At 69.3% G+C, this 22,950-nt stretch carries 13 protein-coding genes; 4 read left to right on the top strand and 9 right to left on the bottom strand.

All coding sequences use genetic code 11. The features are described from left to right. Window positions 1-63 precede the first annotated feature (63 nt). From BM342_RS16155 to BM342_RS16120, 8 genes are all read right to left on the bottom strand, one after another. Window positions 64-1,365, bottom strand: a complete 1,302-nt coding sequence (locus BM342_RS16155; RefSeq protein WP_092967967.1) for a thymidine phosphorylase — start codon at window positions 1,363-1,365, stop codon at window positions 64-66. After that, complete coding sequence (locus tag BM342_RS16150) at window positions 1,362-1,781, bottom strand: cytidine deaminase (protein ID WP_092967965.1); 420 nt, start codon at window positions 1,779-1,781, stop codon at window positions 1,362-1,364. Before BM342_RS16150 ends, BM342_RS16155 begins: the two co-directional genes overlap by 4 nt. Before the next feature lie 54 nt (window positions 1,782-1,835). Then, window positions 1,836-3,152, bottom strand: coding sequence for an ABC transporter permease (locus BM342_RS16145; RefSeq protein ID WP_092967963.1), 1,317 nt, complete (start codon window positions 3,150-3,152; stop codon window positions 1,836-1,838). Next, window positions 3,149-4,474, bottom strand: coding sequence for an ABC transporter permease (locus tag BM342_RS16140; RefSeq protein WP_092967961.1), 1,326 nt, complete (start codon window positions 4,472-4,474; stop codon window positions 3,149-3,151). Before BM342_RS16140 ends, BM342_RS16145 begins: the two co-directional genes overlap by 4 nt. Beyond that, window positions 4,471-5,988 (bottom strand): ABC transporter ATP-binding protein, encoded by a 1,518-nt coding sequence (locus BM342_RS16135; protein ID WP_092967959.1) that lies wholly within the window; start codon window positions 5,986-5,988, stop codon window positions 4,471-4,473. The genes BM342_RS16140 and BM342_RS16135 overlap by 4 nt, the downstream gene beginning before the upstream one ends. A 182-nt stretch (window positions 5,989-6,170) precedes the next feature. Further along, window positions 6,171-7,271 carry a BMP family lipoprotein gene (locus BM342_RS16130; RefSeq protein ID WP_092967957.1) on the bottom strand — a complete coding sequence of 367 codons (1,101 nt, stop codon included), beginning with the start codon at window positions 7,269-7,271 and terminating at the stop codon, window positions 6,171-6,173. Window positions 7,272-7,459: 188 nt separating this feature from the next. Next, a complete protein-coding gene (locus tag BM342_RS16125; RefSeq protein WP_092967955.1) occupies window positions 7,460-8,515 on the bottom strand; it encodes a BMP family lipoprotein in 1,056 nt (351 codons plus the stop codon). 58 nt (window positions 8,516-8,573) lie between these two features. Then, on the bottom strand, window positions 8,574-9,698 hold the full coding sequence (locus BM342_RS16120) for a mannose-1-phosphate guanylyltransferase (protein ID WP_092967953.1): 1,125 nt from the start codon (window positions 9,696-9,698) through the stop codon (window positions 8,574-8,576). Window positions 9,699-9,898: 200 nt separating this feature from the next. Here BM342_RS16120 and sdhC point away from each other — a divergent pair, with 200 nt between their 5' ends. The 4 genes from sdhC to BM342_RS16100 are packed head-to-tail and all read left to right on the top strand — an operon-like array spanning window position 9,899 to window position 13,363. After that, a complete protein-coding gene (gene sdhC, locus BM342_RS16115) occupies window positions 9,899-10,321 on the top strand; it encodes a succinate dehydrogenase, cytochrome b556 subunit (protein WP_092967951.1) in 423 nt (140 codons plus the stop codon). Between the two features lie 12 nt (window positions 10,322-10,333). After that, window positions 10,334-10,780 (top strand): succinate dehydrogenase hydrophobic membrane anchor subunit, encoded by a 447-nt coding sequence (locus BM342_RS16110; protein ID WP_092967949.1) that lies wholly within the window; start codon window positions 10,334-10,336, stop codon window positions 10,778-10,780. Between the two features lie 7 nt (window positions 10,781-10,787). Further along, window positions 10,788-12,599, top strand: a complete 1,812-nt coding sequence (gene sdhA / locus BM342_RS16105; RefSeq protein ID WP_092967947.1) for a succinate dehydrogenase flavoprotein subunit — start codon at window positions 10,788-10,790, stop codon at window positions 12,597-12,599. A gap of 2 nt (window positions 12,600-12,601) precedes the next feature. After that, window positions 12,602-13,363, top strand: a complete 762-nt coding sequence (locus tag BM342_RS16100) for a succinate dehydrogenase iron-sulfur subunit (RefSeq protein WP_092967945.1) — start codon at window positions 12,602-12,604, stop codon at window positions 13,361-13,363. Between the two features lie 146 nt (window positions 13,364-13,509). Here BM342_RS16100 and BM342_RS16095 read toward each other — a convergent pair whose 3' ends face one another. Then, window positions 13,510-22,647 carry a VWA domain-containing protein gene (locus BM342_RS16095; RefSeq protein ID WP_092967943.1) on the bottom strand — a complete coding sequence of 3,046 codons (9,138 nt, stop codon included), beginning with the start codon at window positions 22,645-22,647 and terminating at the stop codon, window positions 13,510-13,512. Window positions 22,648-22,950: the final 303 nt, after the last annotated feature.

Raw genomic sequence — 22,950 nt, 5'->3', positions numbered from 1 at the left:
CGCGAAGTCTCGGCAATCTCGAAGCTGGGCCGCCGTGCAGCACCCGCCGCGACGGCTGCCGGGTCAGCGCGTGATGCGGTCGGCGATGAGCGGACCGCCGTCGAGCACGGGCTCGCCGGCGTCGCCGATGCGGTACGCGCCGTCGACCGCGTCGAGCGCTCGGGCGAACCGGGCGGGCTCGTCGGCGAGCAGCGTGAAGAGCGGCTCGCCCTTGCGCACCGTATCGCCGGGCTTGGCGTGCAGGTCGATTCCGGCGGCGTGGTGCACCGGGTCCTCCTTGCGTGCGCGCCCGGCGCCCAGGCGCCAGGCCGCGATGCCGAACGGCAGCGCCTGCTGCTCGACGAGCACGCCGTCGCGGTCGGCGACCACGGTGTGGGTCTCCCGTGCGACGGGCAGGTCGGCATCGGGGTCGCCGCCCTGCGCGACGACGAACGCGCGCCAGGAGTCCATGGCCCGCCCGTCGTCGAGCGCGGCCTCGACGTCGGCGTCGTGCACGCCGGCGAGATCGAGCATCTCGCGTGCGAGCGCGACCGTCAGGGCCCGCACATCTGCGGGCCCACCGCCCGCGAGCACCTCGACCGACTCGCGGACCTCGTTCGCGTTGCCGATCGTGAGCCCGAGGGGCACGTTCATGTTCGTGATGAGCGCGGATGTCGCGACGCCGGCGTCTTCGCCGAGCGCGACCATCGTGCGGGCGAGCTCGCGCGAGCGGTCGATGTCCTGCAGGAACGCGCCGGAGCCGAACTTGACGTCGAGCACGAGAGCGCCCGTTCCCTCGGCGATCTTCTTGGACATGATCGAGCTCGCGATCAACGGGATCGCCTCGACCGTGCCCGTGATGTCGCGGAGGGCGTAGAGCTTCTTGTCCGCGGGTGCGAGGCCCGACCCGGCGGCGCAGATCACGCCGCCCATGTCGCGGAGCTGGGCGAACATCTCCTCGTTGGTGAGGTCGGCGCGCCACCCCGGGATCGACTCGAGCTTGTCGAGCGTGCCGCCCGTGTGCCCGAGTCCTCGGCCCGAGAGCTGCGGAACCGCGACGCCGTAGCTCGCGACCAGCGGCATGAGCGGCAGCGTGATCTTGTCGCCGACACCACCCGTCGAGTGCTTGTCGGACGTCGGCTTGCCGAGCCCGCTGAAGTCCATGCGCTCGCCCGAGGCGATCATCGCCATCGTGAGGTCGCGGATCTCGCGTCGGGTCATGCCGTTGAGGAAGATCGCCATGGTCATGGCCGACATCTGCTCGTCGGCGACGTAGCCTCGCGTGTACGCGTCGACCAGCCAGCCGATCTCGGGCGTGTCGAGCTCGTGCCCGTCGCGCTTGGCGCGGATCAGATCGACCGCGTCGAATGCCTCGATGCCGCTCATGCGCCGGCTCCCTTGAATTCTGCGAGCTGCCGCGGACCGAACGCGTCGGGCAGCACCTCGTCGATGGTCTTGATGCCCGAGACGGTCTCGAGCAGCATGCCGTCGGCCGAGTGCTCGTACAGCAGCTGGCGGCAGCGGCCGCAGGGCATGAGCACGTTGCCGTGGCCGTCGACGCACGAGAACGCGACGAGCTTGCCACCGCCCGACATCACGAGCGCCGACACGAGCGAGCATTCGGCGCAGAGGGTCACCCCGTACGACGCGTTCTCGACGTTGCACCCGCTCACGATGCGGCCATCGTCGACGACCGCCGCGGCTCCGACGGGGAACTCGGAGTACGGCACGTAGGCCTTCGCCATCGCCTCGCGTGCGCGGTCGCGCAGGTCGGTCCAGTCGATCGCATCCGTTGCGGTCATGGTGCTCCCCCTCGAGATGGGCGACGGATGCCCCGGGGTCGCCGAGGCATCCGGTCAGGATTTGATGTACGGCTTGCCCGCCGCGGCCGGCCCGCGGACCTTGCCGACGAGGCCGGCGACCGCGACGATGGTCACGACGTACGGCAGCATGAGCATGAACTCGCTCGGCACGGGAGACCCGATGACCGAGAGCGTGTTCTGCAGGTTCGACGCGAAGCCGAACAGCAGGGCCGCGAGGGTCGCCCTGATCGGGTCCCAGCCGCCGAAGATGACGGCGGCGAGGGCGATGAAGCCCGCACCCGCGGTCATCTCCTTGTTGAACGCGATGCCCGAGCCGATCGTGAAGAACGTGCCGCCGAAGCCCGCGATCGCGCCCGCGAGCGCGACGTTCCAGAAGCGCGTGCGGTTCACGTTGATGCCGACCGTGTCGGCCGCCTGCGGGTGCTCGCCGACCGCGCGGAGGCGGAGGCCCCAGCGGGTGTGGAACAGGCCGATGTAGACCGCGGCCACCGCGATGTACATGATGTAGACCACCAGGGTCTGGCGGAAGAACACCGGCCCGATGATGGGGATGTCGCTGAGCAGCGGGATCGGCAGGCGCGGGAACCGCGGCGGCGAGTTCAGCACGGCCGCGTTGTTCGAGAGCACCTGCGAGAAGAAGAAGCTCGTGAGGCCCGTGACGAGCACGTTCAGCACGACACCCACGATGACCTGGTCGACGAAGTACTTGATCGAGAAGGTCGCGAGCACCATGCCGACGAGCATGCCCGCGATCATCGCGCCGATGGAGCCCGACAGCAGGCCGATCCACGGCGATCCGGTGGCGGACGCCACCGCCGAGGCGACGACGGCCGACGAGAACGCGCCGGCGAGCAGCTGGCCCTCGATCGCGATGTTGACGACGCCGACCCGCTCGCCCATGACGCCCGCCAGGGAACCGAAGATGAGCGGTACCGCGAGGCTGAGCGAGCCGAAGAGCAGGCCGATCATCGGCAGCGTGGCGCCGGCGCCGGCCCAGGTGAGGAACCCGAACAGGAACAGCACCGCGAAGATGACGGTCACCCAGAGCGGCACGCGCCGCTTCGCCGTGGTCGCCCAGACCGCGTACGCGGTGATGGCGGCGAGCAGCACGACGACGGTCCAGAGTGCCGGCATGGCGGGCACCGAGATGTTCGCGATCTTGATGGCGTCGTCGTCGCTGGCGACCAGGCGGTAGGTCGTGTCGCCCTCGCGCGGTGCGAACACCGCGAGGGCGAGCGCGACGAGCGTGAAGACGCCGTAGGCGATCGCGACCTTCCAGCTCACGACGACGGTCGTCGCGAGGGCGTCGGGCTGGGGTGCGACCTTGTGGTGCTCGGTGACCGTGCTCACTTCGCCGCCACCTCCTTCGTGACGATCGGGCGGGGTCGTTTCGGCCCTCGCGTCGGGTCGGGCAGGCGGAAGATCGTGCGCACGAGCGGGGGCGCCGCGATGAAGAGCACGATGAGGGACTGCACGACGAGCACGATGTCGATCGGCACGCCCTCTGCGGCCTGCATCGAGTAGCCGCCGGCCTTGAACGCGCCGAACAGGATGCCGGCCAGGAAGATGCCGCCCGGCGTCGATCGCCCGAGCAGCGCCACGGTGATCGCGTCGAACCCGACGCCCGCGTCGATGCCGGCCGTGAAGCCCGTGGTCACGGTGCCCAGCACCTGGCTCACGCCGGCGAGGCCGAGCAGCGCGCCCGAGATGAGCATGCCGTAGACGTACATCGAGGGCACGTTGATGCCCGCGACGCGTGCCGCGTTCGGGTTCTCGCCGACCGCGCGGAAGCGGAAGCCGAGGCTCGAGCGGCTGAGGATCCACCACACGAGGATGGTGGCCGCCACCGCGAGCACGAATCCGAAGTGCAGGTTGTAGCCGATGCCCTTGAGATTCCAGAAGATCGCGTTGTCGTTCATGGCCGGCGTCTTCGGGTTCGAGGATCCAGGGGCCTGCAGCAGGCCGGGGGTTCGCAGCATCCAGGAGACGAGGTAGAACGCGACGAAGTTGAGCATGATCGTGACGATCACCTCGTGCGCACCGGTCTTGGCCTTCAGCAGACCCGCGATGCCGCCCCAGAGCGCACCGCCGAGCAGGCCGCCGACGAGAGCGACGAACATGTGGATGCCCGGCGGCAGGTCGAAGCCGAAGCCGATCCAGCCTGCGACCGATGCCGCGATGAGCATCTGGCCGCGACCGCCGATGTTGAACATGCCGACGCGGAACGCGAGGCCCACGCCGAGGCCGCCCGCGATGAGCGGCGTCGCGAACGTGAGGGTGTCGGTGAGCGGCTTGATGCCGAGCGCGAACGTGTCGCGCCGGAAGTTGTAGATCGAGCCCTGGAAGAGCGCGGAGTACGCGCCGGAGACCGAGTTCCAGATCGCGATGAACGTGTCGCCGGGGCGTGCGAAGAAGTAGACGCTCGCCTGCTGCACCTCCTCGTCGGTGAACGCGATCATGATGGCGCCGACGATGAGCGCGAGCACGACCGCGAGCACCGAGATGATCGCGTTGCCGGTGGCGATCTGCTGCCACGTCGTGTGCCAGCGGGAGGGCTCGGGCACCTCGGGAGCCTGCGGCTTCGGCGCCTCGTCGGTCGTGGGGGCGGCACCGCCGTTCGGAACCTCGGATGCCGCGGGCTTGCCTTCGGCCGGGGTCTGGGCGTCGCTCATGCTGCCGCTCCTTCTGCAGGCTGCTCGCCGGCCATCATGAGGCCGAGCACATCGCGCGGGGTGTCGCCCGGCACGATGCCGACCACCTTGCCGCGGTACATGACCATGATGCGGTCGGCGAGCGCGGCGACCTCGTCGAGCTCGGTCGACACGACGACCACGGGGACGCCGCGGTCGCGGGTCTCGACGATGCGCTTGTGGATGAATTCGATCGAACCGACGTCGACGCCGCGCGTGGGCTGTGCGGCCACGAGCAGGCTGAGGTCGCGGCTGAGTTCGCGTGCGAGCACGACCTTCTGCGCGTTGCCGCCCGAGAGCTGTCGCACCTTCTCGTCGATGCCCTGGGTGCGGACGTCGAACTCCTTCACCTTGTCTCGGGCGAACTCGGCGAGCAGGCCGCGCTGGATGTTGCCCGCCTTGACGAAGGGGGCTCCGTCGGAGCGGTCGAGCATCAGGTTCTCGGCGATCGTGAACTCGCCGACCAGGCCGTCTTCATTGCGGTCTTCGGGCACGAACCCGACACCGGAGTCGAGGATCTTGCGCACGCCCTCGGTCGTGAGCTCGACGCCGTCGAGCTTGATCGAGCCGCGCACACGGGGCTGCAGGCCGACGAGCGCCTCGGTGAGCTCGGTCTGGCCGTTGCCCTGCACGCCGGCGACTGCGAGGATCTCGCCCTGGCGGACCTCGAAGCTCACGTCGTTGACGACGAGCTGGCCGATCGCGTCGATGACGGTGAGGCCCTCGACCACGAGCAGCGGCTCGCCGAGCTTCGGCTCGTCCTTGTGCACGGTGAGCTCGACGGCGCGGCCGACCATGAGCGAGGCGAGCTCGCTGTTCGACGCGGTCGGCGACGCCTCGCCGACGACCTTGCCGAGGCGGATGACCGTGATGCGGTCGGCGACCTCGCGCACCTCGCGCAGCTTGTGCGTGATGAAGACGATCGAGGTGCCCGAGGACTTGAGCTGGCGCATGATCTGCATGAGCTCGTCGGTCTCCTGGGGCGTGAGCACGGCCGTCGGCTCGTCGAACACGAGCACCTTGGCGTCGCGCGAGAGCGCCTTGATGATCTCGACGCGCTGCTGCACGCCGACCGGGAGGTCGTCGACCAGGGCGTCGGGGTCGACGTCGAACCCGAACCGCTCGCTGATCTCGCGCACGCGGCGCCGCGCGGAGTCGAGGTCGAGGAACCCGCCGCCCTTGGTCGCCTCGTTGCCGAGCATGACGTTCTCGGCCACCGTGAACACGGGGATGAGCATGAAGTGCTGGTGCACCATGCCGATGCCGGCCGCCATCGCATCGCCCGGACCGGCGAAGTGCTGCACCTCGTCGTCGAGGAGGATCTCGCCCTCGTCGGCCTGGTAGAGGCCGTAGAGCACGTTCATCAGCGTCGACTTGCCCGCACCGTTCTCGCCGAGCAGGCAATGGATTTCGCCGGCCTCGACGGTGAGGTCGATATGGTCGTTCGCGACCAGGCTGCCGAACCGCTTCGTGATACCGCGGAGTTCGAGCTTCATGTCCCCGATCCTAGTGAGAGGGCTGCATGTGCAGCAGGTTTTGCGCGGATGTCGAAGACCCGCAGGGCGTCTCGCTCAGATGCGCAGCCGAGCAGCGGATGCGCATGCGTCGTGCGCCCGCCGACCGGAACGCAGATCGGGGAGACCGGCGAACCGGCCTCCCCGATCTTCATGCGTCGGACCTACTGGTTGAGGTACGACTTGACGGCCACGTCACCCGAGATGATCTGGGCCTGCAGGTCGTCGAGCTCGCCCTGGAGCGTGTCGGAGACCTTGGACTCGAAGTCGTGGAACGGCGCGATGCCGACGCCCTCGTTCTCGAGCGTGCCGATGTAGGCGGACGGGTCGAAGTCGCCCTTGCCTGCGGCGAGCACCGAGTCGTAGGTCGCCACGTCGATGCCCTTGAGGATCGAGGTGAGGATCAGGTCGGCGACCGAGGGGTCGGTCTCGGTGAGGTCGGCGTCGACGCCGATCATCGCGATGTCACGGCCGGAGTCGCGGATGGCGGCGGCACCCGACTGGTAGATCGGGCCGCCGACGGGCAGCAGCACGTCGATGTTCTGGTCGATGAGCGCCTGCGCGGTCTGGCGGGCCTGGTCGTTGGCCTCGAAGCCGCCGGTGAAGGAGCCGTCCTGCTTGGCGGTGTCCCAGCCGACGACCTTGACGTCGGTGCCCTTGGCCTCGTCGTAGAACTGGACGCCCTGTGCGAAGCCGTCCATGAAGATCGACACGGTCGGGAAGTTCATGCCGCCGTAGGTGCCCACGACGCCGGTCTCGGTGAAGTCGGCCGCCGCGTAGCCGGCGAGGAACGCGGCCTGGGCGGTGTCGAAGAGGATCGGCTTGATGTTGTCGGCGTCGACGGTGCCGTCGAAGTCGTTGTCGGCGGCGTCGTCGATGATGACGTACTCGATGTCGGGGTTGGCAGTGGCCGACTCGACCGTCGCGGCCGAGAGCGCGAAGCCGACGGTCACGATGACGGTGCAGCCCTGGTCGACGAGGCTCGCGAGGTTCGGCGCGTACTCGGTCTCGTCCTTCGACTCGACCGTGATCGCCTCGACGCCGAGCTCCTCGGACGCCTTGGTGATGCCCTCGAAGCCGAGCTGGTTGAAGGACTTGTCGTCGAAGCCGCCCGCGTCGGAGACCATGCAGGGCTGGAAGCCCTCGATCGCCTCGGCCGTGGGAGCCGCGGACTCTTCGGGCGCCGACGCGCAACCGGCGAGCAGAGCGACGCTGCCGAGCAGCGCGAGACCGGCGATTCCGGCCTTCTTGGTCGTGACCTTCACTGTGTCCTCCAAATAGTGCGCCCCGGACAGAGAGCGGGGGCTGTGGGCACACGTTACCGAATGTTGCACGCGCCCTCCCACGACTTTGCGGACGCGTCATGCAATGGTTATGAAGACGCGACATTCTGCTCATATGAGCACGCAGGGACACCCCCGCGCGGGGGTGTCCCCGCCGATGCGGGCTGGATTCAGGGCGCGCTCGGCGACTCGACGACGATGTCCCCGGCGATGATCGCCTGTCGGAGCCCCTCGATCTCGGCGTCGAGGTCGACGCTCACGAGCGGCGCGAGATCGTGGTACGGCGCGATCTCGACGCCGCCGTTCTCGAGCGTGCCGATGTACGGGTCGTTCGTGAACGCGCCCTGCTGCACGTCGCCGACGATCTGGACCATCGCGTCCTGCGTGTTCTTCAGCACGCTCGTGAGCACGATCGGGCGGAACTCGGCCGGAAGTGTGTCGTAGCCGTCGCTGTCGACCCAGATCACCGAGACGCCGTCGTGCTCGGAGGCCGCCGCGGCCGCGCCCTCGCCGACCTGGCCCGCGACCGGCAGGATCACGTCGGCGCCCTGGTCGATGAAGCCCTGCGTGAGGGTCTTGCCCTTGTTCACGTCTTCGAAGTCGCCCGTGAACGCGCCGTCCTGCGCAGCCTTGTCCCAGCCGAGCGCGCGCACGCTCGCGCCGTGCACCTCGTTGTACTTCGCGACTCCGTCGACGAAGCCGTCCATGAAGAGCGTCACGGGCGGCTGGTTTCCGCCGCCGAACGTCGCGACGACGCCGGTCTTCGTGACGCCGGCGGCGAGGTATCCGGCGAGGTAGGCCGCCTGCGCGGTGTCGAACACGACGGGCTTGACGTTCTCGGCCTCGACGGTCTCGTCGACGATCGCGAATGACACGTCGGGGTTCGCGCCCGCGGCGTCGAGGGTCGGATCCGCCAGCTCCCAGCCGACGGTCACGATCAGGCCGCACCCCGAGTCGACGGCCTGCTCGACGTTCGGCGCGAGGTCGGTCTCGCCGGTCGAGACGATCGCCTCGGCCTCGACGCCGAGCTCGGACTCGGCCTGCTGCAGGCCCTCCCAGCTCGACTGGTTGAAGGAGCGGTCCTCGAGACCGCCCGAGTTCGTGACCATGCGCACGCAGCCAGCGCTCTCGGTCGGCTCCGTTCCGCCGGGGGCGGCCTGGCAGCCGACCAGTGCGACGGATGCCGCGACGAGCGCGATCCCGAATCCGAACCTCGTGTGCGACATCCGCTCTCCCTACGACTCGTGCTGTGCGTTCGATTCCCGCGATCCGGAGCTGCGGCGGCTAGAGCACGTCGCCGGAGCCGCCGAGGCGGAGCGCGTCGACGACGGCCTTCACGCGCTGCGCGTGCTCGCTCGTGGTCACGAGCAGCGCGTCGGGCGTGTCGACCACGACGATGTCCTGCACGCCGATGAGGCTGATGACGCGCTTGGAACGGCTGACCACGATGCCGCTCGAGGCGTCGGCGAGCACCCGCGCGTGCTCGCCGAGGATCGCGAGCTCGCCGGATCGACCCGACGAGTTGAGCTTGGCGAGCGACGCGAAGTCGCCGACGTCGTCCCACTGGAAGTGGCCGCGCACGACCACGAGCCTGCCTGCGTCGGCCGCGGGCTCGGCGACCGAGTAGTCGATCGCGATCTTCTCGAGCCTCGGCCAGATGCGGTCGACCGCCGGGCCGCGCGTCGCGGTGTCGTCCCACGCCGCTGCGAGCTCGACGAGGCCCGCGTGCAGCTCGGGCCGCGTTCGGGCGATCTCGTCGAGGAGCGTGGACGCCTTCGCGATGAACATGCCCGCGTTCCAGAGGTGCGCGCCGCCCTCGACGTATCGGCGCGCGGTGTCGAGGTCGGGCTTCTCGACGAAGCTCTGCACGAGCTCGACCCGCTTGGCGCCGGGTACCGAAAGCTCGGGGCCGCACTCGATGTAGCCGAAACCCACCGCGGGCTCGGTCGGCGTGATGCCGATCGTCGCGATGTAGCCGGCGCGCGCCGCCGCGACCGCGTCGACGACCGCGGACCGGAACAGCGCCTCGCCCGAGATCACATGGTCGGCGGCGAACGACCCGATGATCACGCCGGGTTCGCGCCGCTCGAGGATCGCGGCGGCGAGGCCGATGGCGGCCGTCGAGTCGCGGGGCTCGCTCTCGAGCACGACGTTCTCGTCGACGAGGTCGGGCAGCTGCGCCTCGACCGCGGCGCGGTGCGCCCGGCCCGTGACCACCATGACGCGCCGGTCGCCCGAGAGCGGCGCGAGGCGATCCCACGTGTCCTTGAGGAGGGTCTGCCCGGAGCCGGTGAGATCGTGCAGGAACTTCGGGGCGTCGGCTCGGGAGAGCGGCCACAGCCGCGACCCGACCCCGCCCGCGGGGATCACGGTGTAGAAGTCGTCGAGAGGTTCTGCACGCGGAGACATGAGTCAGAGGATACCGGGCGCCCTCGACATCCGACCCGCGGAATTTCCCGGCCCGAACCGGGACGATATCTCGACGTCGAGAGAGTTAGGCGGCCCTAAGCGGCGGTCCCGCGGCCCCCGGACTACAATCGCATCGGGTCGTTCGGCCCGTTCGCGCCCTGAAGTCGCAGGGCCTTTCACACAGCCAGGGAGGGTTGTTCATGCCAGAGAACTCGGCAGGAACCCTGGCCGCACCCGCGAAGCCGGCGAAACAGAAGCCGGGCGGCACGCTGTATCGCGGCCGAGAGGGAATGTGGTCGTGGGTACTGCACCGGATCACCGGTGTCGCCATCTTCTTCTTCCTCCTGGTGCACATCCTCGACACCGCGCTGGTGCGGGTGAGCCCCGAGGCCTACAACGCCGTCATCGGCACGTACCAGACGCCCATCATGGGCCTCGGCGAGGTCGCCCTCGTCGGCGCGATCGTGTTCCACGCCTTCAACGGCATCCGGATCATCCTCGTAGACCTCTGGTCCTGGGCCACGCGGAACCAGAAGGTGCTCTTCTACATCGTCATCGCCCTCTGGGTCGTCACGATGCTCGGCTTCGCGCCCCGCCACCTCATGAACGTCTTCAGCCACTAAGGAGCCGCCGACATGTCCGTCATCGAAGCGCCTCGCAGCCAGGCACCCCGCACCCGCACCCGCGGGCCCAACCTCGAGAAGTGGGGCTGGATCTACATGCGTGCGAGCGGCGTCGTGCTGCTCGTGCTCATCTTCGGCCACCTCTTCGTCAACCTCCTCGTCGGCGAGGGCGTCAAGGCCATCGACTTCGGGTTCGTGGGCGGCAAGTGGGCCGACCCGTTCTGGCAGTGGTGGGACGTGCTGATGCTGTGGCTCGCCCTCATCCACGGCGCCAACGGCATGCGCACCATCGTGAACGACTACACGAACCCCGGCACGACGCAGAAGGTGCTGAAGGGCGCGCTGTTCCTCGCGGCGACCGTGCTCATCGTGCTCGGCACGCTCGTGGTCTTCACGTTCGACCCGTGCCCCGCAGGCTCCCCCGCCGACCTGCTTCCCTCGTTCTGCCCCGCTGCCTAGGAGAACCGTGACGTCCCAGAGCGCACACGTCGAGACGAAGGTCGTCGACGGAGTCCACTACCACCAGTACGACATCGTGATCGTCGGCGCCGGCGGCGCGGGCATGCGTGCCGCGATCGAGGCCGGCCCCGGCGCGAAGACCGCCGTCATCTCGAAGCTCTACCCGACGCGCTCCCACACGGGCGCCGCGCAGGGCGGCATGGCCGCGGCCCTGGCCAACGTCGAAGAGGACAGCTGGGAGTGGCACACCTTCGACACCGTCAAGGGCGGCGACTACCTCGTCGACCAGGACGCGGCCGAGATCCTCGCGAAAGAGGCGATCGACGCGGTCATCGACCTCGAGAACATGGGCCTGCCGTTCAACCGCACGCCCGAGGGCAAGATCGACCAGCGCCGCTTCGGCGGCCACACGCGCGACCACGGCAAGGCGCCCGTGCGCCGGGCCTGCTACGCGGCCGACCGCACCGGCCACATGATCCTGCAGACGCTCTTCCAGAACTGCGTCAGGCTCGGCATCGAGTTCTACAACGAGTACTACGCGCTCGACATCATCATGACCGAGGTCGACGGCGTCGAGCAGCCCTCCGGCATCGTCGCCTACGAGCTCGCGACGGGTGAGCTGCACGTCTTCCAGGCCAAGGCGATCATCTTCGCCACCGGCGGCTTCGGCAAGATCTACAAGACGACCTCCAATGCCCACACCCTGACGGGCGACGGCGTCGGCATCATCTGGCGCAAGGGACTCCCCCTCGAGGACATGGAGTTCTTCCAGTTCCACCCCACCGGCCTCGCAGGCCTCGGCATCCTCCTCACCGAGGGCGCCCGCGGTGAGGGCGCGATCCTCCGCAACGCCTCCGGCGAGCGGTTCATGGAGCGCTACGCCCCCACCATCAAGGACCTCGCGCCCCGCGACATCGTCGCGCGATGCATGGTCCAAGAGGTCGCAGAGGGCCGCGGAGCCGGCCCGCACAAGGACTACGTGCTGCTCGACTGCACGCACCTCGGGGCCGAGGTGCTCGAGACGAAGCTCCCCGACATCACCGAGTTCGCCCGCACGTACCTCGGCGTCGACCCCGTCTACGAGCCCGTCCCCGTGATGCCCACCGCGCACTACGCCATGGGCGGCATCCCGACCAACGTCGCGGCCGAGGTGCTGCGCGACAACGACACCGTCGTGCCCGGCCTCTACGCCGCGGGCGAGTGCGCGTGCGTCTCGGTGCACGGCTCCAACCGCCTCGGCACGAACTCGCTGCTCGACATCAACGTCTTCGGCAAGCGCGCCGGCCGCAACGCGGTCGAGTACGTCAACTCCGGCGTCGACTTCACGCCGCTGCCCGAAGACCCCGCCGCCGGCATCCGCGACATGCTGCAGCTGCTGCGCGACTCGAACGGCACCGAGCGCATCGCCGCGATCCGCAAGGAACTGCAGGACGAGATGGACAAGAACGCCCAGGTGTTCCGCACCGACGAGTCCCTCGCACACGTCACGAACGTCATCGCCGGGCTCCGCGAGCGCTACAAGAACGTCGCCGTCCAGGACAAGGGCAAGCGGTTCAACACCGACCTGCTCGAGGCCGTCGAGCTCGGATTCCTGCTCGACCTCGCCGAGGTCGTCGTCTTCTCGGCCCGCAACCGGCAGGAGAGCCGCGGCGGCCACATGCGCGATGACTTCCCGAAGCGCGACGACGAGAACTTCATGCAGCACACGATGGCCTACCTCTCGGGTGATGCGCACTCGGCCGACGCGGCCGACCACATCCGGCTCGACTGGAAACCCGTGACCATCACCCGATACCAGCCGATGGAGAGGAAGTACTGATCGTGAGCACCACCACGCTCGAGCAGCCGCCGGCCGCAGAGGCCGCCATCCAGGCGTTCACCGTCACGTTCCTGATCCGCAGGTTCGACCCCGACGTCGACACCGAACCGCGCTGGCAGGACTTCGACGTCGAGATGTACGCGACCGACCGCGTGCTCGACGCCCTGCACAAGATCAAGTGGGAGCAGGACGGTTCGCTCACGTTCCGCCGGTCGTGCGCGCACGGCATCTGCGGATCCGACGCGATGCGGATCAACGGCCGCAACCGGCTCGCGTGCAAGACCCTCATCAAGGACCTCGACATCTCGAAGCCCATCTACGTGGAGGCCATCAAGGGCCTGCCGCTCGAGAAGGACCTCGTCGTCGACATGGAGCCCTTCTTCGCGAGCTACCGCGAGGTGCAGCCGTTCCTCATCGCCAACTCGAAGCCCGAGGCCGGCAAGGAGCGCGTGCAGTCGATCGCCAAGCGCGAGATCTTCGACGACACCACCAAGTGCATCCTGTGCGCCGCGTGCACCTCGTCGTGCCCCGTGTTCTGGACCGACGGCCAGTACTTCGGCCCCGCGGCGATCGTCAACGCGCACCGGTTCATCTTCGACGACCGCGACGACGCGGCGAACGTCCGCCTCGACATCCTGAACGACAAGGAGGGCGTGTGGCGCTGCCGCACGACCTTCAACTGCACCGACGCATGCCCGCGCGGCATCGAGGTGACCAAGGCCATCGCCGAGGTCAAGCAGGCCATCATGCGGGGCAAGCCCTGACGAACCCGAACGCGACGTGGTCGCAGTGAAGAAGGGCCGATGCGATTCGCATCGGCCCTTCCTCGTTCCCGATCGCGTTCCCCCTCGCGATCAGGTGTCCGGCCGCATCGGCCCGGCGGGTGCGCACACCGCCGGGCCGACGCCGATCAGCCTCCGGATGCCTCCCGGCGCCGCCTGATCATCACCCAGGTGACCGCCAGGCCGCCGAGGATCACGAGCCCCGCTGCCCCCCAGACCCAAGGCCCGCCGGCGAACCCGGTGACGGCCGTTCCGCCGAGGAGCACGGTGACCGTGTCATCGGCGCACTCGGTCGCCGGGTCGGGATCGTCGGCGGTCTGCCAGCAGACCTCGCCCGTGTTGTCGATCGACGAGAGCTTCGTGCCCTCCCTCACGTGGACCGCGAGGTCGATCACCGGCGCCGTGACGAAGTTCGGTCCCAGCTGGCCGAGCAGCGCGCAGTGCAGCGTGCCGCCGTAGCCGGCCGAATCCTTGCCCGTCACCTCGCAGTCCTCCCAGCGCGGGAACGCCGGAGCCGGAGCCGTCGTGATCGCATCGACCCGGAGGTCGCTCGGGATCTCGTCGAACACCTCGGTCGGGTTCGTCGCACCGGTGCCCACCGACGTGACCTGCAGCGAGTAGGTGTAGTCCGCGCCAGCCTTCGTGTCGGTGACGCTCGCCGTCTTGTCGATCTGGAGCTCGGCCGGACGGTCGATCGCGCAGGTCGGAAGGGCCTGCGGGTACACCGCGAGCACGGACTGGCTCGGGTTCACCGAGAAGGTGATCGACGCCGGGTTCTCCGTGTCGCGCCACGGGTACGTGTCGACCGTCTCGTCGAGGATCAGGTCGAGGAACCTGGTACCCGGCACCACGGATCCGGGGTTGGCGAGATCCTCCTCGGTGATCGGACGCCAGCCCGGGAACGCGTACGGGATGCCGTCGGCGTCCACGGCCGCGCCCGGCCAGAGCAGTCGGGAGTTCCGCTGGTCCCACGGAATGGTCTGCACCTTGGTGAGCGTGCCGTCGGCCGACTTCCAGGTGACCGTGATGTCACCGGGGGTGACGTTCTCGGTCGCCCGCACGTCGAAGTACAGCCACGGGACATCCGCGACGCATCGCACGTACGCGCCGGCATCGACCTTCTTGACCGGCACGTCGGCGTCTGCGCAGTCGTTGTCGGGGAAGATGTCGCCGATGTTGCCCTCGGGGACCTCGAGCGCCAGTGCCGCGATCTCCGGAACCGGAGGCTCGTAGCCGCTGGTCGCCACGCAGGCCGTGTTCGGGATCACCTGGTTCTCGGGGAACGGGGGCATCACCGGCGGCGGGTCATCCGGGCCGACCGCCGGCGGAGCCTCGACCTCGGCCGGGAGCACCCGCACCGGGATCGTGATCGTAGTGACCTGATCCTCCTCGAACGTTCCGGTGTAGTTCGCCGTGAACTGGTTGCCCACGGTCGACTCCGTCCAGTTCTCGGGAGCCTCGAACGTCGCCGGTCCGGTGATCTCGAGCGTCGGATCGATGAGGTCCGTCACCTCGAGGTCCTGCACCGGGAGTCCGTGGTTCGTCACCGTGAGCACCCAGTTGAAGTCGGCGTCCTCGGTGTCGTCCACCGCGGTCACGCCCTCGGGGAGCTCGGCCGTCTTCTCGATGCCGACGTCGACGATGGGGATGTCGACGCAGCCGGAGATCGGCGTGGTGATCGTGCCCGTGCTGAACTCGCCGCCGTTGTAGAAGCCGTGACCCTCGGTGTTCTCGAGGCACTTCGCATCGTCGGTGTTCGAGATCGTGTCGACTTCGACGGTCGCGCTGATGGTCCAGACCTCGGTGGTGCCTGCCGGAAGGGCGCGGCCGTCGGCGAGCAGCGTGCCGTCGGGATCGCTCGCGACGCCGGTCCAGTCGGCGACGCGGTCGCCGTCGGGATCGAGCGCCGACGCCGTGAACGTCGTGCCGGCCGGGAAGGCCGGGGTGTCTCTCAGGTCGTAGTACTGGTCCTTCTCGCTGTCGTTGGTCACCGTGATCTCGTACGAGACGTCGAACGTGCCGTCGCCGTTGTAGAGCGGAGCGCCCAGGACCGTCTTGACCGCGGTCGACGTGCCCGGCTCGTCGCAGTCGGTGACGACCGTGGGCAGTTCGTCGATCGTGACGGTCGCCACGTTCCGGAACCCGCCCTCGCCGAACATCTCGCCCGTCGTGCAGACCGTGGTCTCCTCGGTCCAGGCGTCTTCGGTCACCGTCGCGACGACCTCCACCTCGAAGGTGTCGGTGTCGCCTGCGCCGAGCGGCTGGTCGGTCGCGAGCGTCTCCTCGAGCGTGTCGGGGAGTCCGTCCCACGTTCCGTCGTCGCCGTACGACGAGCTCCACGAGGCCTCATCGATCGTGATGCCCTCGCCGAAGTTCGAGAGGTCGTCACTCAGGTCGTACTCGAGGGGCGAGACGCCGCTCGTGTTCTCGACCGTGATCGTGTACTCGATCAGCCACGTGCCGTCGGGCTGCTGCTCGGCCGAGTCGACGGTCTTCTCGACGACGTACGTCGCCGGCTGGGCCGTGTTCGTGATCGAGCAGGAGACGTCCTGTCCGGGCTGGAGCGTCACCGCGTCGTCGTCGAGGATCACCGGTGCCGGCGGATCCTGGCTGTCGTCGACGCAGATCCAGTCGCCCGCTTCGAACTCGTCGGCTTCGGGGAAGTCGGCGGACTCGGCGAGGTCGTACGGGGTGTTGGACATGACGTCGCCGCTCGCACCGCCGTCGCCCTCGATGACCGGGGTGCCGTTGTCGCTCGCGCTCAGGTGCCAGAGCGTCGGCGGGAAGTCCGCGGCCACCTCGTCGGGAGCGACGATCTTCTCGAGCTCGAGCGTCGGCGCGATGTCCGAGTTCTCGATCTCGCAGTCGACGTTCGCACCATAGGTGTTCACCGTGAGGGTGGCGTTCACGGAACCGGGCGTGCTCACCAGGGTGAACGCGTCCTCGCCGCTCTCGGACTCGCACGTCCAGGTCGCCGTGACCTCGTATTCGACGCCGTTCTCCCAGACGACCGAGACCTCGTTGAGGGTGTAGCCGACGCCGACGGCGACCGGCCCGCTCGTGGTGCCCGGTCCGCCGAATCCGTCGTCGAGGCTGCTGGCCGAGACCGTCCAGTCCGCCGCGACGCCGTCGCCGCCGTTGGGGTTCTGCACGACCTTGGTGAGCGTCACCGTCTGCGTGCACTCGACCACGTTCGTCACCGTGAAGGTGTTGTGCGGGTCGACCAACTCCTGGTCGCCGGTGCCGGTCGTGTCCTCGAGCGTGCAGCCCTCGGGGATCACGACGTCGCTCTCGGCGACGTTCACCTCGTCATGCAGCGCATAGGGGCCGTACTCGACGTCCCACGAGACGGGCTCCCCGTCGAGGACCGCCTGGGCGGTGAAGCCATCGGGCAGGTCATCGCTGTCCCAGGCGATCGGGTCGCTGCCGTTGATCACCCAGTCCTTGTGCAGCTCGACGACGATCGGGACGTCGTAGCACGCGTCGTCGGTGTAGGTGTCGCCGGACACCACCTCCGCCCCGTTCAGCAGGCCCTTGCCGCCGTCGCCCTCGCAGAGCAGCTCATCGCTGCCCTCGACGTCGTCGACGGTGAACGAGACGACCACGGTGAACGTGTGCGTCGCGCCGCCGGGCAGCGTCTCGTCTTCGACGATCGTGTCCGTCGAGGGCGATGCGCCGTTCCAGGCCGGGTCGACCGTGACATCCGCACTGGTGACCTCGCGATCGGTGATCGTGACGCCGCCCGCGAAGTCGGGGGTGTCGTCGAGGTCGTACACGAGGTCCTGATCGGCGCTGAGGTTCGTCACGGTGATCTCGTACGTCGCCTCCCAGTGGTCGCCGACCTGGGTCACGTCGCCGACCGTGCTCTTCTCGATCTCGGGCTCGGCCGGAAGGGCGCAACCCGTGTCGGTCGAGACGATGCCGTTGGACGTCAGCGCGGCCTCGTTGAGGAATCCGACGTTCTGGTCGTTCTCGGTGAACGCGCAGGTGTTCGTCGTCGGGTCCTCGAATGCCGCGGCGTCGACCGTGGCCGTCACCGTCACCGTGTACGTGTGCACGGCGTCGATGCCGATCACCTTGTTCGTCGGAACGAGCTCGGCGGTCGGGTCTGCGGTCGGGTCGGCCCACGAGCCGCTCGTCTCGCCGGTCCACGAGGCCGACTGGATGTCGATCTCGGGGCCGAACCGGAGCGTGTCGTCGAGCGTGTACCGCGACACGAACTCGGAGTTGCCGGTGACCGTGATGTCGTAGACGATCGTCCAGACGCCGTCGCCGCCCTGCGTGACCGTCGGGTCGTCCTTGACGACCGTCGGCTCGCCGCCCCGGCTGATGTTCGTGCAGTCGTCGTCGGAGCGCACGATCTCGCCCGACGTGACGGTCGCCTCGTTGAGGAAGCCGACGCCGTCGGGGTTGTTCTCGGTCGCGCACTCCAACTGCTCGGGCTCGATGTCGCCCACCGGGGCGTCGACGTTGAGCAGCACGGTGTAGACGTCCGTCGCACCGGCGGCGATCGCCTGGTTCGTCACGACCGTGAACTCGGAGCCGTCGTACGGGGACACCGGCGGGTTCGCGTCGATCTGGTAGCTGAGGTAGTCGACGCCCGCCGGGAAGGCCGGGTCGTCGGTCAGCGTGTAGAACGAGGGCTTTGCGCCCGGGTCGGTGTTCGACACCGTCAGGGTGTACGAGACGTTCCACGTGCCGTCGAGCTGCTGCACCGAGGTCGCGCCGGACTTCACGATCTTCGGGGCGCTCGGCGAGTCGCAGGCCGACTCGTCGGTCGAGACGCCCGCGACCTCGAGGGTGGCGGTGTTGTTGAACGCACCGTTCGAGCTGTCGGACGGACAGGCCGACTGCGCCGGCGTCAGGTCGGGTCCGTCGAGCGCGATGCCCGCGACCGTGATGCGGTAGGTGGTCGCGGTGCCCGCGGCCAGGTACGCGTCGACGGCGAGGTCGCCGCTGCCCGCCCACGGCGTGGCGTACGGCGCGCCGTCCTTGGTCACGGCGTAGGTCGCGCCGCCCAGGTCGACACCGGTTCCGAAGTGCAGCGAGTCGGCGAGCGAGTAGGTGCCGCCGACGGCGCCGCCGTTCGTCACGACGATGTCGTACGCGATCGTCCACGTGCCGTCACTGCCCTGCACGACCGAACCGGGCACGACCGTCTTGGTGTGCGTGATGGTCGGCGGGTTGACGGTCACGCAACCGGTCGCGTCGGTCGTCTGGTTGCCCGAGACGAGCGTCGCCGTGTTGTTCAGGCCGTCGGGGTTCGGGCACGTGTAGGCCGGGTCGTCGGCGCCGAGGCGCACCGTGACCGAGATCTGGTACACATGGGCCGCGGCGCCGCCCGCGAGCGCGATGTCGTCGGCGAGCAGCTCGTTCGGCACCGCACCGGTCCAGCCCGGCTCGGTCGTCACGCCGGCCGGCTTGGAGACGACCGTGGGCGGGCCGACCTGCTCGGCCGAGGCCGGGAGGTCGAGCGTGTCCTCGAGGTCGTACACGACGCCGGTCGTGGCGGACGGGTTCGTCATGGTGATCGTGTACGGGAGCGTCCACGTGCCGTCACCGTTGTCGACGGCCGTGCCGCCCACCTTGGCGATCGTCGGCTTCACCGGGATCGAGCAGTCCTGCGCCGGGTAGTCCACCCCTGCGACGGTCATGACGGCCGTGTTGAGGAATCCGACCGTGCCCGGGGTTCCCGCGTCGCACGCGGTCGGGCTCGTGCCGCCGAAGTCGGCGCCCGGTGCGACCGTGGCGTTCACCGTCACGTGCCACGTGTGCGAGGTGCCCTTGGCGAGCGTCGGCTCACCGGCGAAGTCCTGGACCGCGTCGAAGGCGGCACTCCACGGGGTGCTCGCACCCGGCGGTGCCGGGAGGGTGCGCTGGTAGGACGCACCGTTCACGGTGACGTCGCCGCCGAAGTCCAGCTGGTCGCTCAGCGCGTACGTGAGGTCGAGGAAGTTGCTCGGGTTGGTCACGACGATGTCGTAGCCGACGGTCCACGAGCCGTCCGCGTTCGGCGTCGGGATCGCAGCCGTCTTCGTGATGGTCGGAACGACCGGCTTGAGCGTGTTCGTCACGACACAGGCGGCCTGATCGCCCGGCGCGAGCGCCGGGAGCAGCGGGCCGCCGATCGGCGCTCCGCCGTTGACGGTGCACTGCCAGGTCCCGGCCTGGAACTCGCCCGAGTTCGGCAGTCCGGTGCTCTCCGCGAGGTTGAAGGCGACGCCCGAGGGCACGTCCACGTATCCGCCGGTGCCGCCAGCTCCGCTCGCCACGACCGCGGCGTTGTCGGCGCGCGACGCGCTCAGCGTCCACGAGGTCTTGTCGGCGACGCCGGACGGCGCCACGACCTTGTCGAGCGAGAGCTTCGGCAGCTTCGCGATGTTCGTGAACACGCAGATCGCCGCATCGGTGGGCGGCAGGTTCACGCTGGTCGCGTCGACGTACGTGCCGTTCGGACCGGTGTTGCACTGCAGCGACTTCTGGTCGTAGCCGGCGGGGCCGTTCAGCTCCGAGAGGTCGTAGGTCGAACCCGGGCGCAGGTAGACCGTCGAGCCGCTCTTCACGGTCGAGGTCACCTCGCCGTTCGCCGTGCTGGCCGGAGTCGTGCGGAGGTCCCAGTCGTTCGGCACCGCGGTGCCGCCGTTGCTCGGGTCGACCACCTTGTTCAGCTGCACCTGCGACGTCTGGTTGACCGCCGTGCAGCCGACCCACGTGCCGAAGGGCACGCGCACGCCGCCGTTGAGGCCGCCCGCGTTGTTGCCAGCACCGGTGGTTCCGCCGTCGGCGTTGAGCGTGACGCAGTTCCAGGTGCCGCTCGAGCCGGGGACGCGCTGCGCCGGGTCACCCGTGAACGGCTGCACGTAGAGCGCGGTGTTCGCCGTGTTGCCCGTCTCGGTCAGCGGGTAGTACGCGGTCGGCGTGACGTTCGCGACGACGCCGGTACCGGTGTCGGCGCCCGTCGGGCCCGGGAGGTACGGCCCACCCGGGCCGTCGACGGGAGGCAGTGAGGTCAGCGTCCAGTCGCCCTTCGCGGCCGGGCCGCCCTGCACGGTCTTGAACAGGGTCAGCCTGGTCGGGCACGAGACGGTGTTCGTGATCTCGTAGGTGTTCAGGCCCGCGGCGAGCGTCGCCGCGTAGGTCTTGCCCGCGGACACGTCGACGTTGGTGCCGACGCCGTTCGCCTTCGTCAGGATCTGGCTCGTGATCGTGCAGAGCAGCGGCAGCTGGCCGAGCGACTCGCCGACCGGGACGACCTGGCCCTGCGAGAACCCGCCCTGCTGGTTGCCGAATCCGACCTGCGAGCCGTTGATGGTGGAGATGCCCGTCAGGCTCGGGTCCTGCGACCCGTGCGGCACGGCGGGCGCGCCGTTCACCGCCCAGAGCTTGTTCACCACGATCTGTGCCGCGGGATTCGGGGCTCTGTTGTAGAAGGTGCAGCTGATGGCGGATGTCGCGGACACCGGTACCACCACGCCCGGCTGCCCGGGGACATCCGGGGCGTTCGTGACCGGCACGTTCGTCGCCGGGTCCGTCGAGAGGTCGCGACAGACCGCGTTGATGCCGGCCTGCTGCTCGTTCGTGTACCCGGCCTGCTGGGTCTCGCGGATGGTGACGGAGCCCGTCACGCCGCCGGGGAAGTCCAGCGGGTAGCTGATCGCGCCCGTGCCGTCGGTCTGGCCGGTGGCGGGGTTCGGCGTGCCGACCGTGATGCCGTTCGTCGCGTTGCTCGCGCCGATCGCCCAGCCGGCGGCCGGCTGCGCGTTCGCGGTGGTGCCGCCCGGCGGGATGACCTGCTTGACGACGCTGACGCCGCCCTTGCAGTTGCCGAGCGCGAGCGCGCGGAGCGCGGCGGCCGCAGCCGTGTAGCTGGCCTCCTGGTAGTAGTCGGCCGTCGCCGAGTTCGAGCCGTTGTACTTGGTCGGACCGGAGATCGCCGCGAGGTTCAGCGCGGTCGAGGGCGCCGTGACGCCGCTGCCGACGCCGAGGGCGATGACGCGCGTGCCCTCCTTCTTCACGGCGTTCGCCGAGAAGATCGCGTTCTCGACCTCGCGGATGCGGGTGAAGTTGCCCGGCGCCGTCTCGGTGCCGTAGACGGTCGGGTTGCCGTCGGTCAGGACGATGGCGACGTCGTAGCTCGCCGCGCTCGACGCGACCTGGTAGATGCCGCGGTCCCAGTTGGTGGAACCCGTCGCGGTGAGTCCGTTGATCCATCCGGAGACCGTCGAGACGCCGGCCGGCGTCGAGACGGCGGTGATCGGGCGGTTGATGTTGTTGGCTCCGGCCTGCGGCGCAGTCGGGCCGAACGTGAAGAGCCCGACGCGGGAGGGCGTGCCCTCGAGGGCCTGCACGAGGCTCACGCCCGCGGCGCGCGCCTGCACGATCGACGGCGACACCGAGCCGGAGAGGTCCATGACGAGGGCGACGTCGAGTCCGCACTGCTGGGGAAGCGCGATGTTGTCGCGCGAGTTCTGCCACGTGCCGCCCGAGGCCGAGCGGTTCGTGTTGCCCGTGCCGACCATGAACTGCGACGTGCTGTTGTAGGTGGTGTTGCCCCGCAGCTGGTACGAGTTCGCTGCGTTGCCGATGCGGAAGCTGTAGGGCGTCTGCTGGCTGTTGCCGCCGTCGGCATCGCCCGTACGGATGAGCGGGTTCGCGAAGTAGCCGGTCGGCGTGCCGACCTGGCGGACCCAGAGCTCTCGGTCGCGGTTGGCGTTGTTGGGAGCGGTGCCCGTGTTCGGGATCTGGAACCAGCAGTCGCCTGCGGAGTCGGACACGCAGGTCGCCCACGCGTCGGCGAGCTGGCTGCCGCCCGTCTGCGTCGTGAAGAGCGCGAGCGTCACGCCCTCGAGCGGGTTGATCGTGCCGGCGTTCGCCAGGTCGCGGTCGTCGCCGACCTTGACGACGACGACCGAGGCGTTGGGCGTGTTCGCCGGCGGCGCCGCGAGGACGGCCGCGGCGGCCTGCTCGATCTGCGGCGCCGCGGCCTTCGCGGACTTGAGCGGCGCCTGCGTCGGCTCGGGCTCCTCGCTCGGCGCCTGCTCGACCGGGGCCTCGGACGGTTCCTCGGTGGGCGGTTCGGACGGCTCGTCGCTCGGCGGATCGGTCGCAGGGTCGGTCGGCGGCTCCGTCGCGGGGTCGGTCGGCGCGGCGGCATCCGTCGGCTGCGCCGCGTCGGTCGCCTCGGTCGTCGTGGCGGGGTCCGTCGCAGGGTCGGTCGCCTCGGCCAGCGCCATGGTCGGCAGTCCCACCACGAGCAGCGCGCCCACGGCGATCGACGAGATCAGACCGCGGAGAGATCGGGAGCGAGCTGCTTCACGTCGGCGTCGGGAGCGGCGCGGATGCTGTGCGCGCTCGTCGTCTCGAGTACCGAACCAGTTGTTCTTCATCATTGAACCTTCGCGTCGGGTCAGACTGCCGGAAATGTTGAGGAATTCGCAGGTCTGTCGAGTCAAGCACTGCGGGGCGAGCGCGCGACAGGCTTCGCCTGTGACCAAAACGGGGGACACCCTCCGCAATCGCCCCGGGCTCGCGGGGAACCGGCGCCCGTGTCACCCGAAAGCGGGGTATCC

This window comes from Agromyces sp. CF514, from assembly GCF_900113185.1.
Taxonomy (GTDB): domain Bacteria; phylum Actinomycetota; class Actinomycetes; order Actinomycetales; family Microbacteriaceae; genus Agromyces.
Note: the sequence above shows the minus strand (reverse complement) of the source record. Positions and strands in the feature narration are given on the sequence as shown.